We start from the raw sequence: 17,906 nt of genomic DNA, 5'->3' as shown, positions 1-17,906 counted from the left end.
CGACAGGGGTTGGGGTCAGCGGGCTCGGTTCAGGGTCTGCAGCGCGGCCTTCAGCAACTGGCCCACCTGGGGCGTGCCGTCGGCGGCCTCGGCCTGCGGGGCCACGGCGGCCACGGCCTCCTCGGCCTCGCGGGTGGCGTAGCCCAGGCCGATGAGGGCGGCGTGCAGCTGGTCGCGCCAGCCCTGGGTGACCGGGGCGCCGACCGAGGGCGCGCCGGTGGGGGCGCCGAGCCGGTCCTTCAGCTCCAGCAGCAGCTTCTGTGCGCCCTTCTTGCCGATGCCCGGGACGGCGGTGAGGGCCTTCTCGTCACCGGTGGCGACGGCGCGGCGCAGCGCGTCCGGGGTGTGCACGGCGAGCATCGCCTGGGCGAGCCGGGGGCCGACGCCGCTCGCGGTCTGGAGCAGGACGAAGACCTGGCGCGCGTCGTCGTCGGCGAAGCCGTAGAGGGTCAGTGAGTCCTCGCGGACGACCAGGGAGGTGTGCAGCTTGGCGGGCCGGCCGACGCGGAGCGTGGAGAGCGTGTCGGGGGTGCACTGGACGGCCATGCCGACGCCGCCGACCTCGACGACCGCCGCGTCGGGGGCGAGCGCGGCGACGGTGCCGCTGACGAAGGCGATCATGCCGTACGGCCTTTCGTTGCGTGGGCGGTGTGCAGGGCGACCGCCTGCTGGAGCCGGTTCTGGGCGGGGGCGCGCCAGATGTGGCAGATGGCGAGGGCGAGGGCGTCGGCGGCGTCGGCGGGCTTCGGCGGGGCGCTGAGCCGCAGCAGGCGGGTGACCATGGCGCCGACCTGGGCCTTGTCGGCGCGGCCTGTGCCGGTGACGGCCGCCTTGACCTCGCTGGGGGTGTGCAGGGCGACCGGGATGCCGCGCCGGGCGGCGCAGAGCATCGCGACGGCGCTGGCCTGGGCGGTGCCCATGACGGTGCTGACGTTGTGCTGGCTGAAGACGCGCTCGACGGCGACGAACTCCGGCCGGTGCTCGTCGAGCCACTGCTCCAGGCCCTGTTCGACGGCGAGCAGCCGGTGGCTGAGGTCGGCGTCGGCGGGCGTGCGTACGACCCCCACCCCGAGCATGGTGAGCGGCCGGCCCGCGACCCCCTCGACGACGCCGACACCGCACCGCGTCAGTCCGGGGTCCACCCCCATCACGCGCACGCGCCCTCCCTTCGATCGCCTGTTTCCGCAGGCTATCGGGTACCACCGACAACGCCCCGCAGCGCGCCCCGGAAGCGGCACCGGGAAGGCGACGGGCCGACGGGGTGTCCCGTCGGCCCGTGAGAACCCGTGCACCCCTCGGGGGGTGCTGCGCGTCGGGGGTGCTACGCGTCGACCTTCTCCATGATCTCGTCGCTGACGTCGAAGTTGGCGAAGACGTTCTGCACGTCGTCGCTGTCCTCGAGCGCGTCGATCAGCTTGAAGATCTTCTTGGCGCCCTCCTCGTCCAGTTCGACCTGGACGGACGGCACGAAGCTGGAGTCGGCGGAGTCGTAGTCGATGCCGGCCTCCTGAAGGGCGGTGCGGACCGCGACCAGGTCGGTGGCCTCGCTGATGACCTCGAAGGTCTCACCGAGGTCGTTGACCTCCTCGGCGCCCGCGTCCAGGACGGCACCGAGGACGTCGTCCTCGCTCAGCTCGCCCTTGGGGACGATGACGACGCCCTTGCGGCTGAACATGTACGACACGGAGCCCGGGTCCGCCATGTTGCCGCCGTTGCGGGTCATGGCGACCCGGACGTCGGAGGCTGCGCGGTTGCGGTTGTCGGTGAGGCACTCGATGAGCACCGCGACACCGTTGGGGCCGTAGCCCTCGTACATGATCGTCTCGTAGTCCGCGCCACCGGCCTCGAGACCGCCGCCGCGCTTGATGGCGGAGTCGATGTTCTTGTTCGGGACCGACTGCTTCTTGGCCTTCTGGACGGCGTCGTACAGCGTCGGGTTGCCTTCGAGGTCCACGCCGCCCATACGCGCCGCGACCTCGATGTTCTTGATCAGCTTCGCGAAGAGCTTGCCGCGCTTGGCGTCGATCACGGCCTTCTTGTGCTTCGTCGTGGCCCATTTAGAGTGGCCGGACATCTGCCTGTCTCCTTCGCGTAACCCATCTCTGCAACGACTCCAGAGATCCTACAAGGACTCCGGTGTCCGGTTGGCGCGCACCATGTCGACGAACAGCGAGTGCACGCGGTGGTCGCCGGTCAGCTCCGGGTGGAACGACGTGGCGAGCACGTTGCCCTGGCGGACCGCGACGATGTGGCCGTCGTGCTCGGCGAGCACCTCGGCCCCGGCGCCCACGGACTCGACCCAGGGGGCGCGGATGAAGACGCCCTCCACAGGATGGCCCTCGACGCCCCTCACGTCGACCGCTGCCTCGAAGGACTCGTTCTGCCGGCCGAAGGCGTTGCGGCGCACGATCATGTCGATGCCGCCGATGGTCTCCTGGCCCGAGCGGGGGTCGAGGATCTTGTCGGCGAGCATGATCATTCCGGCGCAGGTGCCGTAGACGGGCATGCCGGCGCGCACACGCGCGCGGAGCGGTTCCATCACTCCGAAGAGGACGGCCAGCTTGGAGATGGTGGTGGACTCGCCGCCGGGCAGGACGAGACCGTCCACCTCGGCGAGTTCCTCGGGGCGCCGCACCGGCCTGGCCACGGCGTCGGCCGCGGCCAGGGCGATGAGGTGCTCCCGTACGTCGCCCTGGAGGGCCAGGACGCCAATGACGGGGGTGTTCATGTGGTTCGGTGCCTTACCAGCCGCGGTTGGCGTAGCGCTCGGTCTCGGGGAGGGTGTCGCAGTTGATGCCGACCATGGCCTCGCCGAGGTTGCGGGACGCCTCCGCGATGATCTTCGGGTCGTCGTAGAACGTGGTGGCCTTCACGATGGCGGCGGCGCGCTTGGCCGGGTCGCCGGACTTGAAGATGCCGGAGCCGACGAACACGCCCTCGGCGCCGAGCTGGCGCATCAGGGCGGCGTCGGCCGGGGTGGCGACGCCACCGGCGGAGAAGAGGACCACCGGGAGCTTGCCCAGCTCGGCGACCTCCTTGACGAGCTCGTAGGGGGCGCGCAGCTCCTTGGCGGCGGCGTACAGCTCGTTGTTGTCGTAGCCGCGCAGGCGGGCGATCTCGTTCTTGATCTGGCGCAGGTGGCGGACGGCCTCGACGACGTTGCCGGTGCCGGCCTCGCCCTTGGACCGGATCATCGCCGCGCCCTCGGCGATGCGGCGCAGGGCCTCGCCCAGGTTGGTGGCACCGCAGACGAAGGGGGTGGTGAACGCCCACTTGTCGGAGTGGTTGACCTCGTCGGCCGGGGTGAGGACCTCGGACTCGTCGATGTAGTCGACGCCGAGGGACTGCAGCACCTGGGCCTCGACGAAGTGGCCGATGCGGGACTTGGCCATGACCGGGATCGAGACGGCGTCGATGATGCCCTCGATCATGTCCGGGTCGGACATGCGGGCCACGCCGCCGTCCTTGCGGATGTCGGCCGGGACCCGCTCCAGGGCCATGACGGCGACGGCGCCCGCGTCCTCGGCGATCTTCGCCTGCTCCGGCGTGACGACGTCCATGATCACGCCGCCCTTGAGCTGTTCGGCCATGCCGCGCTTCACGCGGGCGGTGCCGGTCTCGGGAGCCTGGTTCTCGGTGGTGGACACGGGTGACCTCACTGACGGGAAAGAGAGTTTCTGCAGCTTCGAGGTAACGCGAGTGGACCAGGCCACAGCAAGGGCCAATGGCAAGCCGGTGGATTTTTTTGGCCGCGGCCGGATGGCCGGCCGGCGCCTCAGGCGACGCGCTCGACCAGGGCGGCGGGCGGTTCGTCGTCCATCTCGAAGGCCAGCGGGAAGGGAGCGTGACCGGCCAGCCGGAACCAGCGGACCTTGCGGTGTTCCCGGAGTCTGCGGGCGGCACCCACGGCGTCGTTGTGGAAGCGGCGGGCCATGGGGACCCGGCGGACGGCCTCGGCCAGCTCGTGTGCCGCCTCCTCGCCGCCCGGCGCCTCGCGCACGCCCTCGACCTGGCGCGGGTCCTCGAAGATCGCGCGCAGGGCCTGGCTCAGCTCGCTCTCCGCGACCTCCCGGTGCTCCTCCTCGGCCTGCCGGGCGGCGTGCGCGGCCTCGTAGAGGACGATCGAGGCGGCCGGGTCCAGCACGCCCGAGGTCGCCAGTTCCTGGGCCACGGAGGCCCGTCGCAGCAACTGCGCGTCCAGCGCGGCGCGGGCCGCGTCCATCCGCACGTGCAGCCGGTCGAGCCGGCCGGCCGTCCAGCTCAGGTACAGGCCGACGGCGACGAGCGCGACGAGGATCCAGATGAGGGTTGCGGTCACGGGCGAAGGCTATCGGTGGGCCGGGGTCAGTCGCGGGCCAGGCCGAACCGGGCCCGCAGACCCGTCCTCTCGTCCGCGGCCACGGCCGACGTGCCGGTGGTGACCGTCTCGTACACCGACAGGATGTCCGCGCCGACGGTCGACCAGTCGAAGCGGCGGACGTGGGCGCTGCCCCGCTCGCGCAGTTCCTCCCGCCGGGCCGGGTCCGCCAGGAGCCGTACGGCCGCCTCGGCCAGGGCGTCCGCGTCCTCGTTGGCGAAGACCTCGCCGGCCGCGCCCTGGTCGAGGACCTGGACGAAGGCGTCCAGGTCGGAGGCGAGCACGGGGGCGCCGGCCGACATGGCCTCGACCAGGATGATGCCGAAGCTCTCGCCGCCGGTGTTGGGCGCCACGTACAGGTCGACGCTGCGCAGGAAGCTCGCCTTGTCCTCGTCGCTGACCATGCCGAGGAACTGGACGCGGGAACGCAGTTCCTCGGGCAGGTCCTCGACGGCCGCCTCCTCGTCGCCCCGCCCGGCGACCAGCAGCCGGGCACCCGGGCGGGCGTCGAGGATCTTCGGCAGGGCCTTGATCAGGACCGGGAGTCCCTTGCGGGGCTCGTCGATGCGGCCGATGAAGCCGAGCGTCTCGCCCTGCCACTCGGGGCGCGGCTCGGCCTTGGCGAAGAAGTCGACGTCGACGCCGTTGGGGATGACCACCGCGTCGCCGCCCAGGTGCTCGACCAGCGTGCGCCGGGCGTACTCGCTGACCGCGATCCGTGCGCTGATCTTCTCCAGCGCGGCCTGGAGGATGGCGTACGCGGCGAGCATCGCGCGCGAGCGTGGGTTGGAGGTGTGGAAGGTGGCCACGATCGGGCCGGAGGCCGCCCAGCAGGTGAGCAGACCCAGCGAGGGCGACGTCGGCTCGTGGATGTGGACCACGTCGAACGCGCCGTCGTGCAGCCAGCGGCGCACCCGCGCGGCCGACAGGAAGCCGAAGTTGAGGCGGGCCACCGAGCCGTTGTACGGCACCGGCACCGCGCGCCCCGCCGACACGACGTAGGGCGGCAGCGGGGTGTCGTCGTCGGCGGGCGCGAGGACGGACACCTCGTGGCCGAGGCGGAGGAAGTACTCGGCGAGGTCGCGGATGTGGAACTGGACGCCACCGGGCACGTCCCAGGAGTACGGGCAGACGATCCCGATTCTCACGAGGGTCCCTTCGCGGGGTCTAGGTCGGCGAGCCACAGCCGCTGGAGCATGTGCCAGTCCTCCGGATGGTCGGCGATCCCGGTGGCGAAGGCGTCGGCCAGCGCCTGTGTCATGACAGACGTCTTCTCGGCCCGGGTGCCTGACTCGGGCACCTCGATGGCGGGGTGCACCTGTCCCTTCATGACGGGCGAGTCGTCGTACCAGAGGGTGACCGGCAGCAGCAGTGCGCCGGTCTGCTGGGCGAGCAGGGCCGGTCCCGCGGGCATCCGGGCCTTCTCGCCGAAGAAGTCGACCTCCACGCCGGAGGCGGACAGGTCGCGGTCGGCGACCAGGCAGACCAGGCCGCCGTCGCGCAGCCGCCGGGCCAGGGTGCCGAAGGCGGAGCCGCCGCTGTGCGGCAGGACCTCCATGCCGAGGCCCTCGCGGTAGGCGACGAACCGGTCGTACAGCGTCTCGGGCTCGAGCCGTTCGGCGACCGTGGTGAACGGCGTCCGCAGCTTGGTGGTGACCCAGGCACCGGCCAGGTCCCAGTTGGCCAGGTGCGGCAGGGCGAGTACCACGCCCTGCCCGGCGGCCAGGGCGTCGGTGAGACGGTGGATGTCCTTGGGGTCGAAGCCGGTCCGCACCCGCTCGGCGCTCCAGGCGGGGAGCCGGAAGGACTCCATCCAGTAGCGCAGGTACGACCGCATGCCCGCGCGGGAGAGCGCGCGCAGGCGCTCGGGCGTGGCGTCGGGCACCACGCGCGCGTAGTTGGCCTCGAGCCGCAGCACACCCTTGCCGCGCTGCTTCCAGGCGAGGTCGGCGATGGTGCGGCCGAGGCGCACGGCGACGGGTTCGGGGAGCTTCTTCACGGTGCCCCAGCCGACCCCGTACAGCGTGTCGCTGAGCCGGTCGGCGGCGCTCACGTCGCCGCCCCGCTCCCCCGGGACGCGCCCTCCCGCGCCTCCGCCTCGGCCTCGGCGGACTCGCGGCGGACGGTGACCACCCGCTGGACCAGGGTGACCAGGCTGCCCACGGCGACGATCCACAGGGCGATCGGCAGCAGCCACTGGATGCCCGGCACACCGAACTTGTGCAGGCCCGCGAAACCGGCGGCGACCAGCGAGATCACCAGTCGTTCGGCCCGCTCGACGAGCCCGTTGACGGCCACCGGCAGCCCGATCGACTCGCCGCGCGCCTTGGTGTACGACACCACCTGCCCGCTCGCCAGGCAGAAGATGGAGACGGCGCACAGCACGTTGTCGTCGCCGTTGCCCGCGTACCACAACGCGAAGCCGCCGAAGATCGCGCCGTCGGCGACCCGGTCCAGGGTGGAGTCCAGGAACGCTCCCCAGCGGCTCGAGCGGCCGAGCTGGCGGGCCATGTTGCCGTCGACCAGGTCGGAGAAGACGAACAGCGTGATCACGACCGTGCCCCAGAAGAACTCGCCCCTGGGGTAGAAGACCAGCGCGCCCGCGACCACACCGGCCGTGCCGATGAGTGTGACCGCGTCGGGGCTGACGCCCCGGCGGATCAGAAACGCGGCGAACGGTGTGAGGACACGCGTGAAGAATGCACGCGCGTACTTGTTCAGCATGGCCTTCCCGAGGGTCGGTGTCGCCGCGGCCCTGGTGACCACCGGCTGGCCCATCGTAGCCACGCGCGCGTGTGCGTGGCGGGCGGGCACCCGCAGCCGGCGGCGCGATCCGGTGCGCGCCCTCCCGCACGGGGTGCGCGTGGCCCGACCGGTCCGCTGCGGTGCCCGGCGACGTCGTTCGTATGGACGCAACGTGACGGGAGTGGAAAGCTCGAAGGACCGCGGGCGTCGCCGGAGCCGCCAGTGCACGCGGTGCCGCGTGTCCGCGCCCACAGTGACCTCACCGTCCACGGGAGGCAGGATCATGGGCGACAAGGCGCAATCACACCCCGGGGCCGCCGGCAGGGCTCTGACGGCCGACCACCCCGCGTCCGTACGGAATGTGGTGCTGGTCGGCCACTCCGGTTCGGGCAAGACGACCTTGGTGGAGGCTCTCGCGCTGACCGCGGGGGCCGTGAACCGGGCGGGCCGCGTGGAGGACGGCGGCACCGTCTCCGACTACGACGACATCGAGCACCGGCAGCAACGCTCCGTACAGCTCTCCCTGGTGCCGGTCGGCTGGGACGGCATCAAGATCAACATTCTCGACACCCCCGGATACGCCGACTTCGTCGGGGAGCTGAGGGCCGGTCTGCGCGCGGCGGACGCGGCCCTCTTCGTCGTCTCCGCCGCGGACGGCGTGGACGGCTCCACCCGCATGGTCTGGGAGGAGTGCCAGGCCGTCGGCATGCCCCGCGCGATCGTCGTCACGCACCTGGAGGCCGCACGCGCGGACTTCGAGGAGATGACCCGGGTGTGCGCCGAGGCATTCGGCGCCGACGACCCCGACGCCGTGCTCCCGCTGTACCTGCCGCTGCGCGGCCCGGAGGGCCCCGACGGGCACGCGCCCGTGACCGGCCTCGTCGGGCTGCTCACGCAGAAGCTGTTCGACTACTCGACCGGGGAGCGCAAGGAGTCCGAGCCCGGCGAGGACCAGCTGCCGGACATCGAGGACGCCCGCAACCGGCTGATCGAGGGGATCATCGCCGAGAGCGAGGACGAGACCCTCATGGACCGCTACCTGGGCGGTGAGCGGATCGAGATCAAGACGCTGATCGACGACCTGGAGCGGGCCGTCGCGCGCGGCACCTTCTTCCCCGTCCTCGCCGCCGCCCCCGCCACCGACGGCGGCCGGCAGGGCCTCGGCACCGTCGAACTGCTGGAGCTGGTCACCGGCGGCTTCCCGACCCCGTTCGAGCACCCCATGCCCGGGGTCACCACCATCGACGGCAGGCCGCGCGAGCTGAAGGCCTGCGACACCGAGGGACCGCTGGTCGCCGAGGTCGTGAAGACCTCCTCCGACCCCTACGTCGGCCGCGTGTCCCTGGTCCGCGTCTTCTCCGGCAGCCTGCGCCCCGACGAGACGGTGCACGTCTCCGGGCACGGCATGGCCGACCGCGGGCACGAGGACCACGACGTCGACGAGAAGATCGGCGCCCTGTCCATGTCCTTCGGCAAGCAGCAGCGCCCGGTCACCCACGCGGTCGCCGGCGACCTGGTGTGCGTGGCCAAGCTCGGCCGCGCGGAGACCGGGGACACGCTCTCGGCCAAGGACGACCCGCTCCTGATGGAGCCCTGGCAGATGCCCGACCCCCTGCTGCCGCTCGCCATCCAGGCGCACAGCAAGGCGGACGAGGACAAGCTCTCGCAGGGGCTGTCCCGCCTGGTCGCCGAGGACCCGACGATGCGCCTGGAGCAGAACCAGGACACCCACCAGGTGGTCCTGTGGTGCCTGGGCGAGGCCCACGCCGACGTCGCCCTGGAGCGGCTGCGCAGCCGCTACGGCGTCCAGGTCGACGTCGTTCCGCACAAGGTCTCGCTGCGAGAGACGTTCGCGACGAAGGCCGCCGGGCGCGGCCGGCACGTGAAGCAGTCCGGCGGTCACGGGCAGTACGCGATCTGCGAGATCGAGGTGGAGCCGCTGCCGGGCGGCTCGGGCATCGAGTTCGTCGACAAGGTGGTCGGCGGCGCCGTGCCGCGTCAGTTCATCCCGTCCGTGGAGAAGGGCGTACGGGCGCAGGCCGCCAAGGGGGTGGCCGCCGGCTATCCGCTGGTGGACGTGCGGATCACGCTGCTGGACGGCAAGGCGCACTCGGTGGACTCCTCCGACGCGGCGTTCCAGACGGCGGGCGCGCTGGCGCTGCGCGAGGCCGCGGCCGAGACGCGGATCCATCTGCTGGAGCCGGTGGTCGAGGTGACGGTGCTGGTCCCCGACGACTACGTGGGCGCGGTGATGAGCGACCTGTCGAGCAGGCGCGGCCGGGTGGTCGGCACCGAACAGGTGGGCGCCGGGCGGACCTTGGTCCGGGCCGAGGTGCCGGAGTTCGAGATCGGCCGCTACGCGATCGACCTGCGCTCCCTGTCGCACGGCACCGCCCGCTTCGACCGCGCCTACGCGCGGCACGAGCCGATGCCGCCGCAGATCGCCGAGCGGATCCGCGAACAGGCGGGCGAGTCCTAGCGATCGGCGGCGACCGACGGGGTTCACCACCCGGTGCGCCCGTGCGCCGGCGGGCGGCTTCGGCCGTCCGCCGACGCGGTGTCGGTCGCTGCGGATACGCTGATCACCTGATCACGTGGTGCCGAAGTCGTGCCGGAGTGGGGCGGTATCGGTACGACGGACCGGGCGACAGGTGTGCGGAGCGGGGAAGTCGGGAAGGCCGCAGGAGCGACACCGGCGGCGATGGGGGCGGGAATGTCGGTTGGAACGGAGTGGGACGGACCGCAGGTGCCCGTGTCCGGCGACGAGGGCCAGGCGGCGACCTTCGCGCTGGCCTCGGCGGCCTACCGGGACAACGTGGTCGAGGACATCAAGAAGACCGACAACGACTGGCACCAGTCCACGGTCAAGGCCGGCCGGTGGAAGCTGGTCCGGCCGAATCTCGGTGAGGCCTTCTCCCGTGCCGTGGCGGACCGCATGCTCGCGCCCGGCCGCAAGCCGCTGATCCAGTCCTTCGGCGCCGAGCCCCAGGTCGTCGTGGAGCACTGCCTGGCGGCCAACAACATCCGCCGCGAGCGCGACAACCGGCTGTCCACCGTCGTGGCGCTGTGCGGGCTGATCTTCCTGCCGGGGTTCCTCGTCTGGCTGCTCGTCTTCCAGCTGCGCACCCTCGTCGCCCGGCGTGAGGACAAGCGGGCCGGGGCACTCGCCACCGCCCTGCTCACCGGTGTCGGCATACTCGCCGCCCTGTTCCTGCTCAAGATGCCGTTCAGCGGCTTCTGGGCGTGGTACGCCCGCGGGTGCGTCGTCGTCCCGGTACTCGGCTGGTTCTGGGCGAAGCGGATCTGCGAGCGGACGGCACAGGACCTGCGGGCGCGCTGGGACGGGCTGCTCTCGGGCAGCAGCGTCGGCGCCAAGGTCCCCGAGGCGGTGCCGCGCGGCCCCGGCGAGACCGCCGCCGAGCAGTTGCGCCAGTCGCTGGCCCGGCTGAGCGCCGAGCAGCAGTCGAACTCGGTCTTCTACGCCGGACCCAAGGGCATACTCGGCATGGGCACCCGCTGGGGTGCCTGGCAGCTCGCCGAGGACCTGGTGCCCGCCGACCCCACCCGGGAGATCCATCCCTTCCGCAGCTGGGACGTCGTCCGCGCGATCCACGACCAGCTGCGCATGCTGGAGCGGGGCCCGCTGAACACCGGCGGTTTCCCGCGGCCCTCGATACGGCACTGGATCGTCACGCCGATCGGTGAGAAGGCGACGGCGGTGTCCCGGCCGGGCGGCACGGACGTCGACGCGTTCCAGATCAAGCAGCACGCCATACAGGACATCTGCAACAAGCAGCAGTTCGGCAGCGGCGACCGGCACTACCTCGGCGTGCAGTGGACCCTGTGGGACGGGCAGCTGGTCATCACCATGCTGATCACGGTGACCGTGCTGCACGAGACGCTGCGCATCGAGGTCACCGGACACGCCCTGGGGCCGGTGAACCCGCTGTTCACCTCCAAGCCGGAGGCGCCGGCCAAGGAGGTCAGCAAGTCCTTCAAGCCGTGGGAGACCCGGACGGTGAAGCTGCCGCTGGTCACCGCCGACGAGGTGGTACGGCTCGCCGCGCGCGCTCCGCTGGGCTGGTACCCGCCGCTGCTGAAGTGGCTCGGCGGCTCGCTCGTGCTGCCGGAGCCGTTCGGCCTGCGGCACGCCTGGGCCGACCAGCCCTGGCGGCACCGCTTCATGGCCGACGACGCCCTGCGCGCGGCGACGCCGGTGCTGCGGGTGGTGCACTCGGCCGCGCTGCGGGTCCTGGAGGAGAACGGCGTGAACATCGAGAAGTTCGGCAACCGCTCGTCCGTCCTCAGCGGCCTGGTGCAGGACGCGTCGCCGCGGAAGGCCGACCTGTACGACGCGTGAGCCTCCGGCGGCTCGGGCGGTGCGGGCCGGTGAGGGCCGCCGGTTCGGGCCGCTGAGGGCCGCTGAGGCGGCTCTGGGGGCTGCCGCCCCCAGCCCCCCGCTCTCGGCCCGGAGCGGGCCTCGTCCTCGAACGCCGGACGGGCGGAAAGAGGAAGGTCAGGCCGTCGGCCAGGCCTCCGCGAGCATCTTCCTGGTGTCGGCCAGCAGCTGGGGCAGCACCCTCGTGTGACCGACCACCGGCATGAAGTTGGTGTCGCCGCCCCAGCGCGGGACGATGTGCTGGTGCAGGTGGGCCGCGATACCGGCGCCGGCCACCGTGCCCTGGTTCATGCCGATGTTGAAACCGTGCGCGCCGGAGGCGGTGCGCAGGGCCGTCATCGCCTGCTTGGTCAGCTCGGCCAGTTCGGTGGTCTCCGGCCCGGTCAGTTCGGTGTAGTCGGCCACGTGCCGGTACGGCACCGTCATCAGGTGGCCGCCGTTGTACGGGTAGAGGTTGAGGACCGCGTACACGTGGTCACCGCGGCGGACGATCAGCCCGTCCTCGTCGGACTTGGCCGGGATCGAGCAGAAGGGGCAGCCGTCGCCGGACCCCGGTCCGGTCGGCTTGTTCTCACCCTGGATGTAGGCCATCCGGTGGGGAGTCCACAGGCGCTGGAACGCGTCCTGCGTCCCCACTCCGATCTGCTGTTCCGGCTCACTCGTCATGCAAGGCAGCATATGGCTTCGCCCGTTCGCGGCGTGTCGCCGGGGCGGCAGGACCACGGTGACCGGCCAAGCTTGGCCGGTGGACGACGACAGCCCCGCGACCCGTTGGGAGCAGCGCACCGAGATCCCCCTGTTCCTGGCGTCACTGGTCTTCACAGCCGCCTATGCCACCCGGGTGCTGGCCATGAGCCTGGCGTCGGGCTGGCAGAACCTGTGCCTGTTCGTGATGTACGCGCTCTGGCTGGTGTTCGTGGCGGACTACCTGGTGCGCTGGCGGCTCGGCGGGCAGCGCTTCCTGCGCTTCGTCACCACGCACGTGCTGCACACGGTCGTGGTCGTGCTGCCCCTGCTGCGCCCGCTGCGGATCGTCCCGCTCTACGACGTGATCCAGCGCCGGCAGGGAGAGCCGAGGCTGTCGCTGTACGCCCGTGTGATGGCCTACGCCAGCCTGTCCACCGTGCTGCTCGGGTTCTCCGGCGCGCTCGCGGTCTTCCAGCAGGAGCGCGGGGCGCCCGGCGCGACGATCCGGACGTTCGGCGATGCCGTGTGGTGGGCCGCCTCGACCCTGAGCACCGTGGGCTACGGGGACGTCACCCCGGTGACCACGGGCGGCCGGACGATCGCGATCGGGCTGATGGCCTGCGGGCTGGGGCTGCTCGGCGCGGTGACGGGTTCGTTCTCGTCCTGGCTCATGCAGATCTTCACGCGCGAGGGCGACGAGAAGCCCCCGGGGAGATGATCCCCGGGGGCCTCGCGCACGCGGCGGGTCAGATCTGCGTCCGCTCCTCCACTACCTTCGCGATCTTGGCGATGGCCTCGTCGAACGGGATGCCGTTCTCCTGCGAGCCGTCGCGGTAGCGGAAGGACACCGAGTTGTTCGACATGTCCTCGTCGCCCGCGATGACCATGAAGGGCACCTTCTGCTTCTGGGCGTTGCGGATCTTCTTCTGCATGCGGTCCGAGGAGGAGTCCACCTCGACACGGAGGCCCTTCCTGCGGGCCGCCGCGGCGAACTTCTCCAGGTACTCCACGTGCGCGTCGCCGATCGGGATGCCGAGCGCCTGGACCGGGGCCAGCCAGGCGGGGAACGCGCCCGCGTAATGCTCCAGGAGCACGGCGAAGAACCGCTCGATGGAGCCGAACAGCGCGCGGTGGATCATGACCGGGCGCTGCTTGGAGCCGTCGGGGCCGGTGTACTCGAGGTCGAACCGCTCGGGCAGGTTGAAGTCGAGCTGGATGGTCGACATCTGCCAGGTACGGCCGATCGCGTCCTTGGTCTGGACGGAGATCTTCGGGCCGTAGAAGGCGGCGCCGCCCGGGTCCGGGACCAGGGGCAGGCCCTGCTTCTCGGCGACCTGGCGCAGGGTTTCGGTCGCCTCCTCCCAGACCTCGTCGGAGCCCACGAACTTCTCCGGGTCCTTGGTGGACAGCTCCAGGTAGAAGTCGGTCAGGCCGTAGTCGCGCAGCAGGCCGAGGACGAAGGTGAGCGTCTTGTCCAGCTCCTCGGACATCTGCTCACGGGTGCAGTAGATGTGCGCGTCGTCCTGGGTGAAGCCGCGGGCACGGGTCAGCCCGTGCACGACGCCCGACTTCTCGTACCGGTACACGGTCCCGAACTCGAAGAGACGCAGCGGCAGCTCACGGTACGAGCGGCCGCGCGCGTCGAAGATCAGGTTGTGCATCGGGCAGTTCATGGGCTTGAGGTAGTAGTCCACGCCCTCGTCGAGCTGCATGGGCGGGTACATGCCGTCGGCGTACCAGTCCAGGTGGCCCGAGGTCTCGAAGAGCTTCCCCTTGGTCGCGTGCGGGGTGTAGACGAACTCGTAGCCCTCCTCCTCGTGCCGGCGGCGCGAGTAGTCCTCCATCACCCGGCGGACGATGCCGCCCTTGGGGTGGAAGACGGCGAGGCCGGAGCCGATCTGCTCGGGGATGGAGAAGAGGTCCAGCTCGGAGCCGAGCTTGCGGTGGTCGCGCTTCTCGGCCTCGGCGAGGAAGTCGAGGTGCGCCTTCAGCTCGTCCTTGGACGGCCAGGCGGTGCCGTAGATGCGCTGGAGCATCGGGTTCTTCTCGCTGCCGCGCCAGTAGGCGGCCGCGTTGCGCATCAGCTTGAACGCCGGGATGAGACGGGTCGAGGGCAGGTGCGGACCGCGGCAGAGGTCCTTCCAGCACAGCTCGCCGGTCTTGGCGTCCAGGTTGTCGTAGATCGTCAGCTCGCCGGCGCCGACCTCGACGTCCGCGCCGTCGTCATGGGACGCGGAGCCCTTGAGGCCGATCAGCTCCAGCTTGTACGGCTCGCCGGCCAGCTCCTCGCGGGCGGCCTCGTCGGTGACCACGCGGCGGGCGAACTTCTGCCCGCGCTTCTGGATCTCCTGCATCTTCTTCTCGATGGCCTTGAGATCCTCGGGCGTGAACGGCTTCTCGACGTCGAAGTCGTAGTAGAAGCCGTCCTTGACGGGCGGGCCGATGCCCAGTTTGGCCTCGGGGAACAGCTCCTGCACCGCCTGCGCCATGACGTGCGCGGTGGAGTGGCGGAGGATGTTGAGACCGTCTTCGGAGGAGATCTCGACGCCCTCGACCTCGTCGCCGTCGGACAGCTCGTACGCGAGGTCCCGCAGCTCGCCGGCCACGCGCGCGGCGACGATCGAGCGCTCGCCGGCGAAGAGGTCGGCGGCCGTAGTGCCCGTCGTCACCACGCGTTCTTCCCGCTCGGAATCGCGTTGGATGATCACACGGACGTCTGACACCGGTCTCTCCTGACTGAAGGGGGGTGCGGCGCCATACCAGGAGCGCGCGCACAGGCGATCGTACCGACCCGACCGCTCCGACCGCGAAACGGTTACGCCCCGTCCTCGTCCCCGTACGCTTCCGGCTCCCCCTCGCCGCACGCCTCCTCGAAGAAGCCGGGGCTCTCCTGGAGCGACTTCATCAGCCGGTCCCGCTCGGCGTCGTCCACCTCGACGGGGACGACCCCCCGGGCGCCGGTGAGCCTGCGGAAGCCGCCCCGCCGCTCCAGCAGGCCCTGGACCCGCACGGGAAGTCCGACGAGATGGGCGTGCCCGGCGACGCGGTAGTCCTCCTCGTCCAAAGTGACGCGCAGGTGCGGGACCTCGGCCCCGGCGAGCACCCGCAGCCGTACGGTGCCCGCGCCGCGCGGTCCGGAGCGGCGCAGGCGGACCACCGCGCCGGTGATCCGCACCGGTACGGAGGGCTCGCCCCGCAGGTAGCGGAGTCCGGCCGCGTGCAGTGCGGGCAGGTCGCCGGGCGAGAACTCGACGGGTTCGGCGGTGGCGGCGCAGCCGTCGGGCACTCCCGGGCCCGGCGCCCAGGCGACGGCGACGCGCGCGCCTTCGGTGCCGCGGACGAGCGCGGTCAGCGCCTCGGTCAGCTCACGGCTGACGCCCGCCGCCACGGCACCGTCGAAGGCGTCCATGCCGCCGGTCGCCCGCTGGTAGTCGATGGCCTCGCGGGTCGCGTACAGGGCCTGGTGGAGGCGGACGGCGAGCGCGCGGCCGGTGGGCACCGGCACGAAGGCGGCGAGCCGGCGGCCTTCGGTCGCGGGGCCGACGAGGACGTGCTCCAGGAGGGCGGCGGCGGGCCCGCGGTGCCGGGCGCCGTGGTAGCCGGCCCGGGCGCGGGTGGCGAGCGCGGCCGCGAGCAGCGTGCCGCGCGCGGCGGTGCGCAGCTGCTCGTCGGCCGTCCAGGGGGCGGCGCCCGCGGGGCCGCCGGGTACGTCCCGGCACCAGCGGATCTCGTCGCTGGGCACGGTGAGGGAGATCAGTACCTCGCGGGCGGCGGGGGTGGCGCTGCGGGCGAGGGCGTCGAGGGCCTCGCCGAGCAGGTCGTCGCTGTCGGGGAAGGCCCGGCTCTCGGGCACCAGCAGGCTGGTGGCGCCGCCGGGTCCGGGCGGGGTCCAGCGGCCGTAGCGGCCGGGCGCTCCGCCGCGCCGCTGCCAGCCGTGCCGGTGCAGCAGGGCGCCGAGCACGGCGGGGTCGACGTCGGCGGGCTCGGGCGGCCGGTGCCAGGCGAGGTCGTCGGGGTGCGGCCGGACCCGGCGGCCGGGCTCGTCGTACGGACGGATCATGGTCTGCCTCCCGTCCCGACCCGCGTCATGATCTCGCACAGCGCCCGGTCGTCGAAGACGCGCGCGGTCGGTATCCGCACGGTGGTCCGGTGCCGGCCGGTGACCGGGTGGCCGGCCAGGTTGACCCAGTAGCAGCAGTGCCTCAGGTCCAGCCGGTCGTGACTGGCGCGCAGCCAGTCGTCCTGGGAGCGCGGGACGAGCATGACCACCAGGATCTTGTGCACCGTGACGGGCGTGCGGGCGAGTTTGCGCAGATGGTCGTTGTCCAGCGTGAAGGAGAAGAAGGGGCCCGGCGGGTTCGGCGCGATCTGGTAGGTGCACTTGAGCTGCACCTTGATGGTGACCTCGTCGTCGACGGTGTGCCCGGGCGCGCTGTGGCTGACGTGCCAGTCGATGCCGTTGTCCGGGAAGGGCTGGGACAGCGAGCAGCCCGCGGCCGCGGCGACCGCGTGCAGATAGCCGACCTGCAGCGTCTCCATGCAGGCGGTGGTGGCGAGTGTGCCGCGAAGGGGGCCCGTGCGTTCGGGCAGCAGCCCGCCCCGCTCGGGCTGCAGAGTGGCCATGACCAACAGCCTTCCGAGCCAAAGGTTTCCCCGTTGCGGGCCGCTGAACTGCAAAGACCCGTACTCCTGTTGTCTCCTCCCGGCGTACGGCGCAAACGGCCCGGGTATCACCAAACAGGCAGAAGACGGAACGTCACCTGCCCTGGGTGAACGAGGAGTTGTGTGAGGATGACGACCTGGTACGAGGGGCCGCTGGCGGCCTTCGACACGGAGACGACGGGCGTGGACGTCGAGACCGACCGGATCGTGTCGGCCGCCGTCGTCGTCCAGGACGCGCCGGGCACCCGGCCGCGGATCACGCGCTGGCTGGTGAATCCGGGCGTGCCGGTGCCTGAGGCGGCGACGGCGGTGCACGGTCTGACGGACGAGCACCTGCAGCACCACGGGCGCTGGCCGGCGCCGGTGGTGTACGAGATAGCCGAGCAGCTCGCCGAGCACGCGGCCATGGGGCGCCCGCTGGTGGTGATGAACGCGCCCTTCGATCTGACGCTGCTGGACCGGGAGTTGCGCCGGCACCGCGCCTCGTCGCTGGACCGCTGGTTCGAGACGACGCCGCTGCGGGTGCTGGACCCGCGGGTCCTGGACAAGCATCTGGACCGCTACCGCAAGGGCCGGCGCACGCTGACCGACCTGTGCGCGCACTACGGCGTGACGCTGGAGGGCGCGCACGACGCCGCGGCGGACGCACTGGCCGCGATGGAGGTCGTCCGGGCGCTGAGCCGGCGGTTCGCGACCCGGCTGGAGCGCCTGTCCCCCGCCGAGTTGCACACGCTCCAGGCGAACTGGCACGCGGCGCAGGCGCGCGGGCTCCAGGCGTGGTTCGCGCGCAGCGGCTCGGAGGAGATCGTCAGCACGGAGTGGCCGCTGCGGCCGGAGCTGCCCGCGGCGGCGTGACGGCCCGGCGGAGTGGCGGAGGGCTGCGAGACGGCGGGGCCGTGAACCGGTGGCCCGGGCCGTGGTGCGGACGCGTGCCGAATGCGCAAGAGCCGGTCCGCGTGACGCGGACCGGCTCTCTCCCGGTGGGCGATACTGGGTTCGAACCAGTGACCTCTTCGGTGTGAACGAAGCGCTCTCCCACTGAGCTAATCGCCCGGG

The 17,906-nt window shown here is 71.8% G+C and carries 17 protein-coding genes and 1 tRNA gene; 4 read left to right on the top strand and 14 right to left on the bottom strand.

The window, feature by feature from the left end; translation table 11 throughout:
- Positions 1-15 precede the first annotated feature (15 nt).
- The 9 genes from ruvA to pgsA all read right to left on the bottom strand — a co-directional run bounded on the left by ruvA (position 16) and on the right by pgsA (position 7,135).
- Complete coding sequence (gene ruvA / locus V7E45_RS10910; protein ID WP_333773898.1) at positions 16-621, bottom strand: Holliday junction branch migration protein RuvA; 606 nt, start codon at positions 619-621, stop codon at positions 16-18.
- Complete coding sequence (gene ruvC, locus V7E45_RS10905) at positions 618-1,157, bottom strand: crossover junction endodeoxyribonuclease RuvC (protein WP_333773897.1); 540 nt, start codon at positions 1,155-1,157, stop codon at positions 618-620. The genes ruvA and ruvC overlap by 4 nt, the downstream gene beginning before the upstream one ends.
- Before the next feature lie 164 nt (positions 1,158-1,321).
- Positions 1,322-2,074, bottom strand: a complete 753-nt coding sequence (locus V7E45_RS10900; RefSeq protein ID WP_020938873.1) for a YebC/PmpR family DNA-binding transcriptional regulator — start codon at positions 2,072-2,074, stop codon at positions 1,322-1,324.
- Between the two features lie 48 nt (positions 2,075-2,122).
- Entirely contained in the window at positions 2,123-2,728 is a 606-nt protein-coding gene (pdxT, locus tag V7E45_RS10895) for a pyridoxal 5'-phosphate synthase glutaminase subunit PdxT (RefSeq protein ID WP_333773896.1), read from the bottom strand.
- A gap of 13 nt (positions 2,729-2,741) precedes the next feature.
- Complete coding sequence (gene pdxS, locus V7E45_RS10890) at positions 2,742-3,647, bottom strand: pyridoxal 5'-phosphate synthase lyase subunit PdxS (RefSeq protein ID WP_333773895.1); 906 nt, start codon at positions 3,645-3,647, stop codon at positions 2,742-2,744.
- A 128-nt stretch (positions 3,648-3,775) separates the two neighbouring features.
- Complete coding sequence (locus tag V7E45_RS10885; protein WP_333773894.1) at positions 3,776-4,318, bottom strand: hypothetical protein; 543 nt, start codon at positions 4,316-4,318, stop codon at positions 3,776-3,778.
- 26 nt (positions 4,319-4,344) lie between these two features.
- Positions 4,345-5,505: a glycosyltransferase family 4 protein gene (locus V7E45_RS10880; RefSeq protein ID WP_333773893.1), complete on the bottom strand. Its 1,161-nt coding sequence runs from the start codon at positions 5,503-5,505 to the stop codon at positions 4,345-4,347.
- Positions 5,502-6,410 carry a phosphatidylinositol mannoside acyltransferase gene (locus V7E45_RS10875; protein WP_333773892.1) on the bottom strand — a complete coding sequence of 303 codons (909 nt, stop codon included), beginning with the start codon at positions 6,408-6,410 and terminating at the stop codon, positions 5,502-5,504. The genes V7E45_RS10880 and V7E45_RS10875 overlap by 4 nt, the downstream gene beginning before the upstream one ends.
- Positions 6,407-7,135 (bottom strand): phosphatidylinositol phosphate synthase, encoded by a 729-nt coding sequence (gene pgsA / locus V7E45_RS10870; RefSeq protein ID WP_333773919.1) that lies wholly within the window; start codon positions 7,133-7,135, stop codon positions 6,407-6,409. The genes V7E45_RS10875 and pgsA overlap by 4 nt, the downstream gene beginning before the upstream one ends.
- Before the next feature lie 250 nt (positions 7,136-7,385).
- Here pgsA and V7E45_RS10865 point away from each other — a divergent pair, with 250 nt between their 5' ends.
- Positions 7,386-9,581: an elongation factor G-like protein EF-G2 gene (locus V7E45_RS10865; RefSeq protein WP_333773891.1), complete on the top strand. Its 2,196-nt coding sequence runs from the start codon at positions 7,386-7,388 to the stop codon at positions 9,579-9,581.
- 234 nt (positions 9,582-9,815) lie between these two features.
- The gene (locus V7E45_RS10860; RefSeq protein ID WP_333773890.1) at positions 9,816-11,462 is read left to right on the top strand and encodes a hypothetical protein; all 1,647 of its coding nucleotides are present in this window, start codon (positions 9,816-9,818) and stop codon (positions 11,460-11,462) included.
- 156 nt (positions 11,463-11,618) lie between these two features.
- On the opposite strand, the gene V7E45_RS10855 is transcribed toward V7E45_RS10860, so the two are convergent.
- Positions 11,619-12,179 carry an HIT family protein gene (locus tag V7E45_RS10855; RefSeq protein ID WP_333773889.1) on the bottom strand — a complete coding sequence of 187 codons (561 nt, stop codon included), beginning with the start codon at positions 12,177-12,179 and terminating at the stop codon, positions 11,619-11,621.
- A gap of 67 nt (positions 12,180-12,246) precedes the next feature.
- Here V7E45_RS10855 and V7E45_RS10850 point away from each other — a divergent pair, with 67 nt between their 5' ends.
- Complete coding sequence (locus V7E45_RS10850; RefSeq protein ID WP_333773888.1) at positions 12,247-12,906, top strand: potassium channel family protein; 660 nt, start codon at positions 12,247-12,249, stop codon at positions 12,904-12,906.
- Positions 12,907-12,934: 28 nt separating this feature from the next.
- On the opposite strand, the gene thrS is transcribed toward V7E45_RS10850, so the two are convergent.
- The 3 genes from thrS to V7E45_RS10835 all read right to left on the bottom strand — a co-directional run bounded on the left by thrS (position 12,935) and on the right by V7E45_RS10835 (position 16,811).
- Positions 12,935-14,911: a threonine--tRNA ligase gene (gene thrS / locus V7E45_RS10845; RefSeq protein ID WP_333773886.1), complete on the bottom strand. Its 1,977-nt coding sequence runs from the start codon at positions 14,909-14,911 to the stop codon at positions 12,935-12,937.
- 92 nt (positions 14,912-15,003) lie between these two features.
- Positions 15,004-16,248 (bottom strand): hypothetical protein, encoded by a 1,245-nt coding sequence (locus V7E45_RS10840; RefSeq protein ID WP_333773885.1) that lies wholly within the window; start codon positions 16,246-16,248, stop codon positions 15,004-15,006.
- Complete coding sequence (locus V7E45_RS10835; protein ID WP_333773884.1) at positions 16,245-16,811, bottom strand: DUF4365 domain-containing protein; 567 nt, start codon at positions 16,809-16,811, stop codon at positions 16,245-16,247. The genes V7E45_RS10840 and V7E45_RS10835 overlap by 4 nt, the downstream gene beginning before the upstream one ends.
- 168 nt (positions 16,812-16,979) lie before the next feature.
- On the opposite strand from V7E45_RS10835, the gene V7E45_RS10830 reads away from it, so the two are divergent.
- Positions 16,980-17,705 (top strand): 3'-5' exonuclease, encoded by a 726-nt coding sequence (locus V7E45_RS10830; RefSeq protein WP_333773883.1) that lies wholly within the window; start codon positions 16,980-16,982, stop codon positions 17,703-17,705.
- 126 nt (positions 17,706-17,831) lie between these two features.
- Here the strand turns inward: V7E45_RS10830 and V7E45_RS10825 are convergent.
- A tRNA-Val gene (locus tag V7E45_RS10825) sits at positions 17,832-17,903 on the bottom strand.
- Positions 17,904-17,906 lie beyond the last annotated feature (3 nt).

Origin of the sequence: Streptomyces sp. IBSBF 3136 (genome assembly GCF_036815105.1) — a bacterium.
In the GTDB taxonomy this organism is placed as follows: Bacteria; Actinomycetota; Actinomycetes; order Streptomycetales; family Streptomycetaceae; genus Streptomyces.
This window is presented reverse-complemented; position numbering and strand designations above follow the sequence as displayed.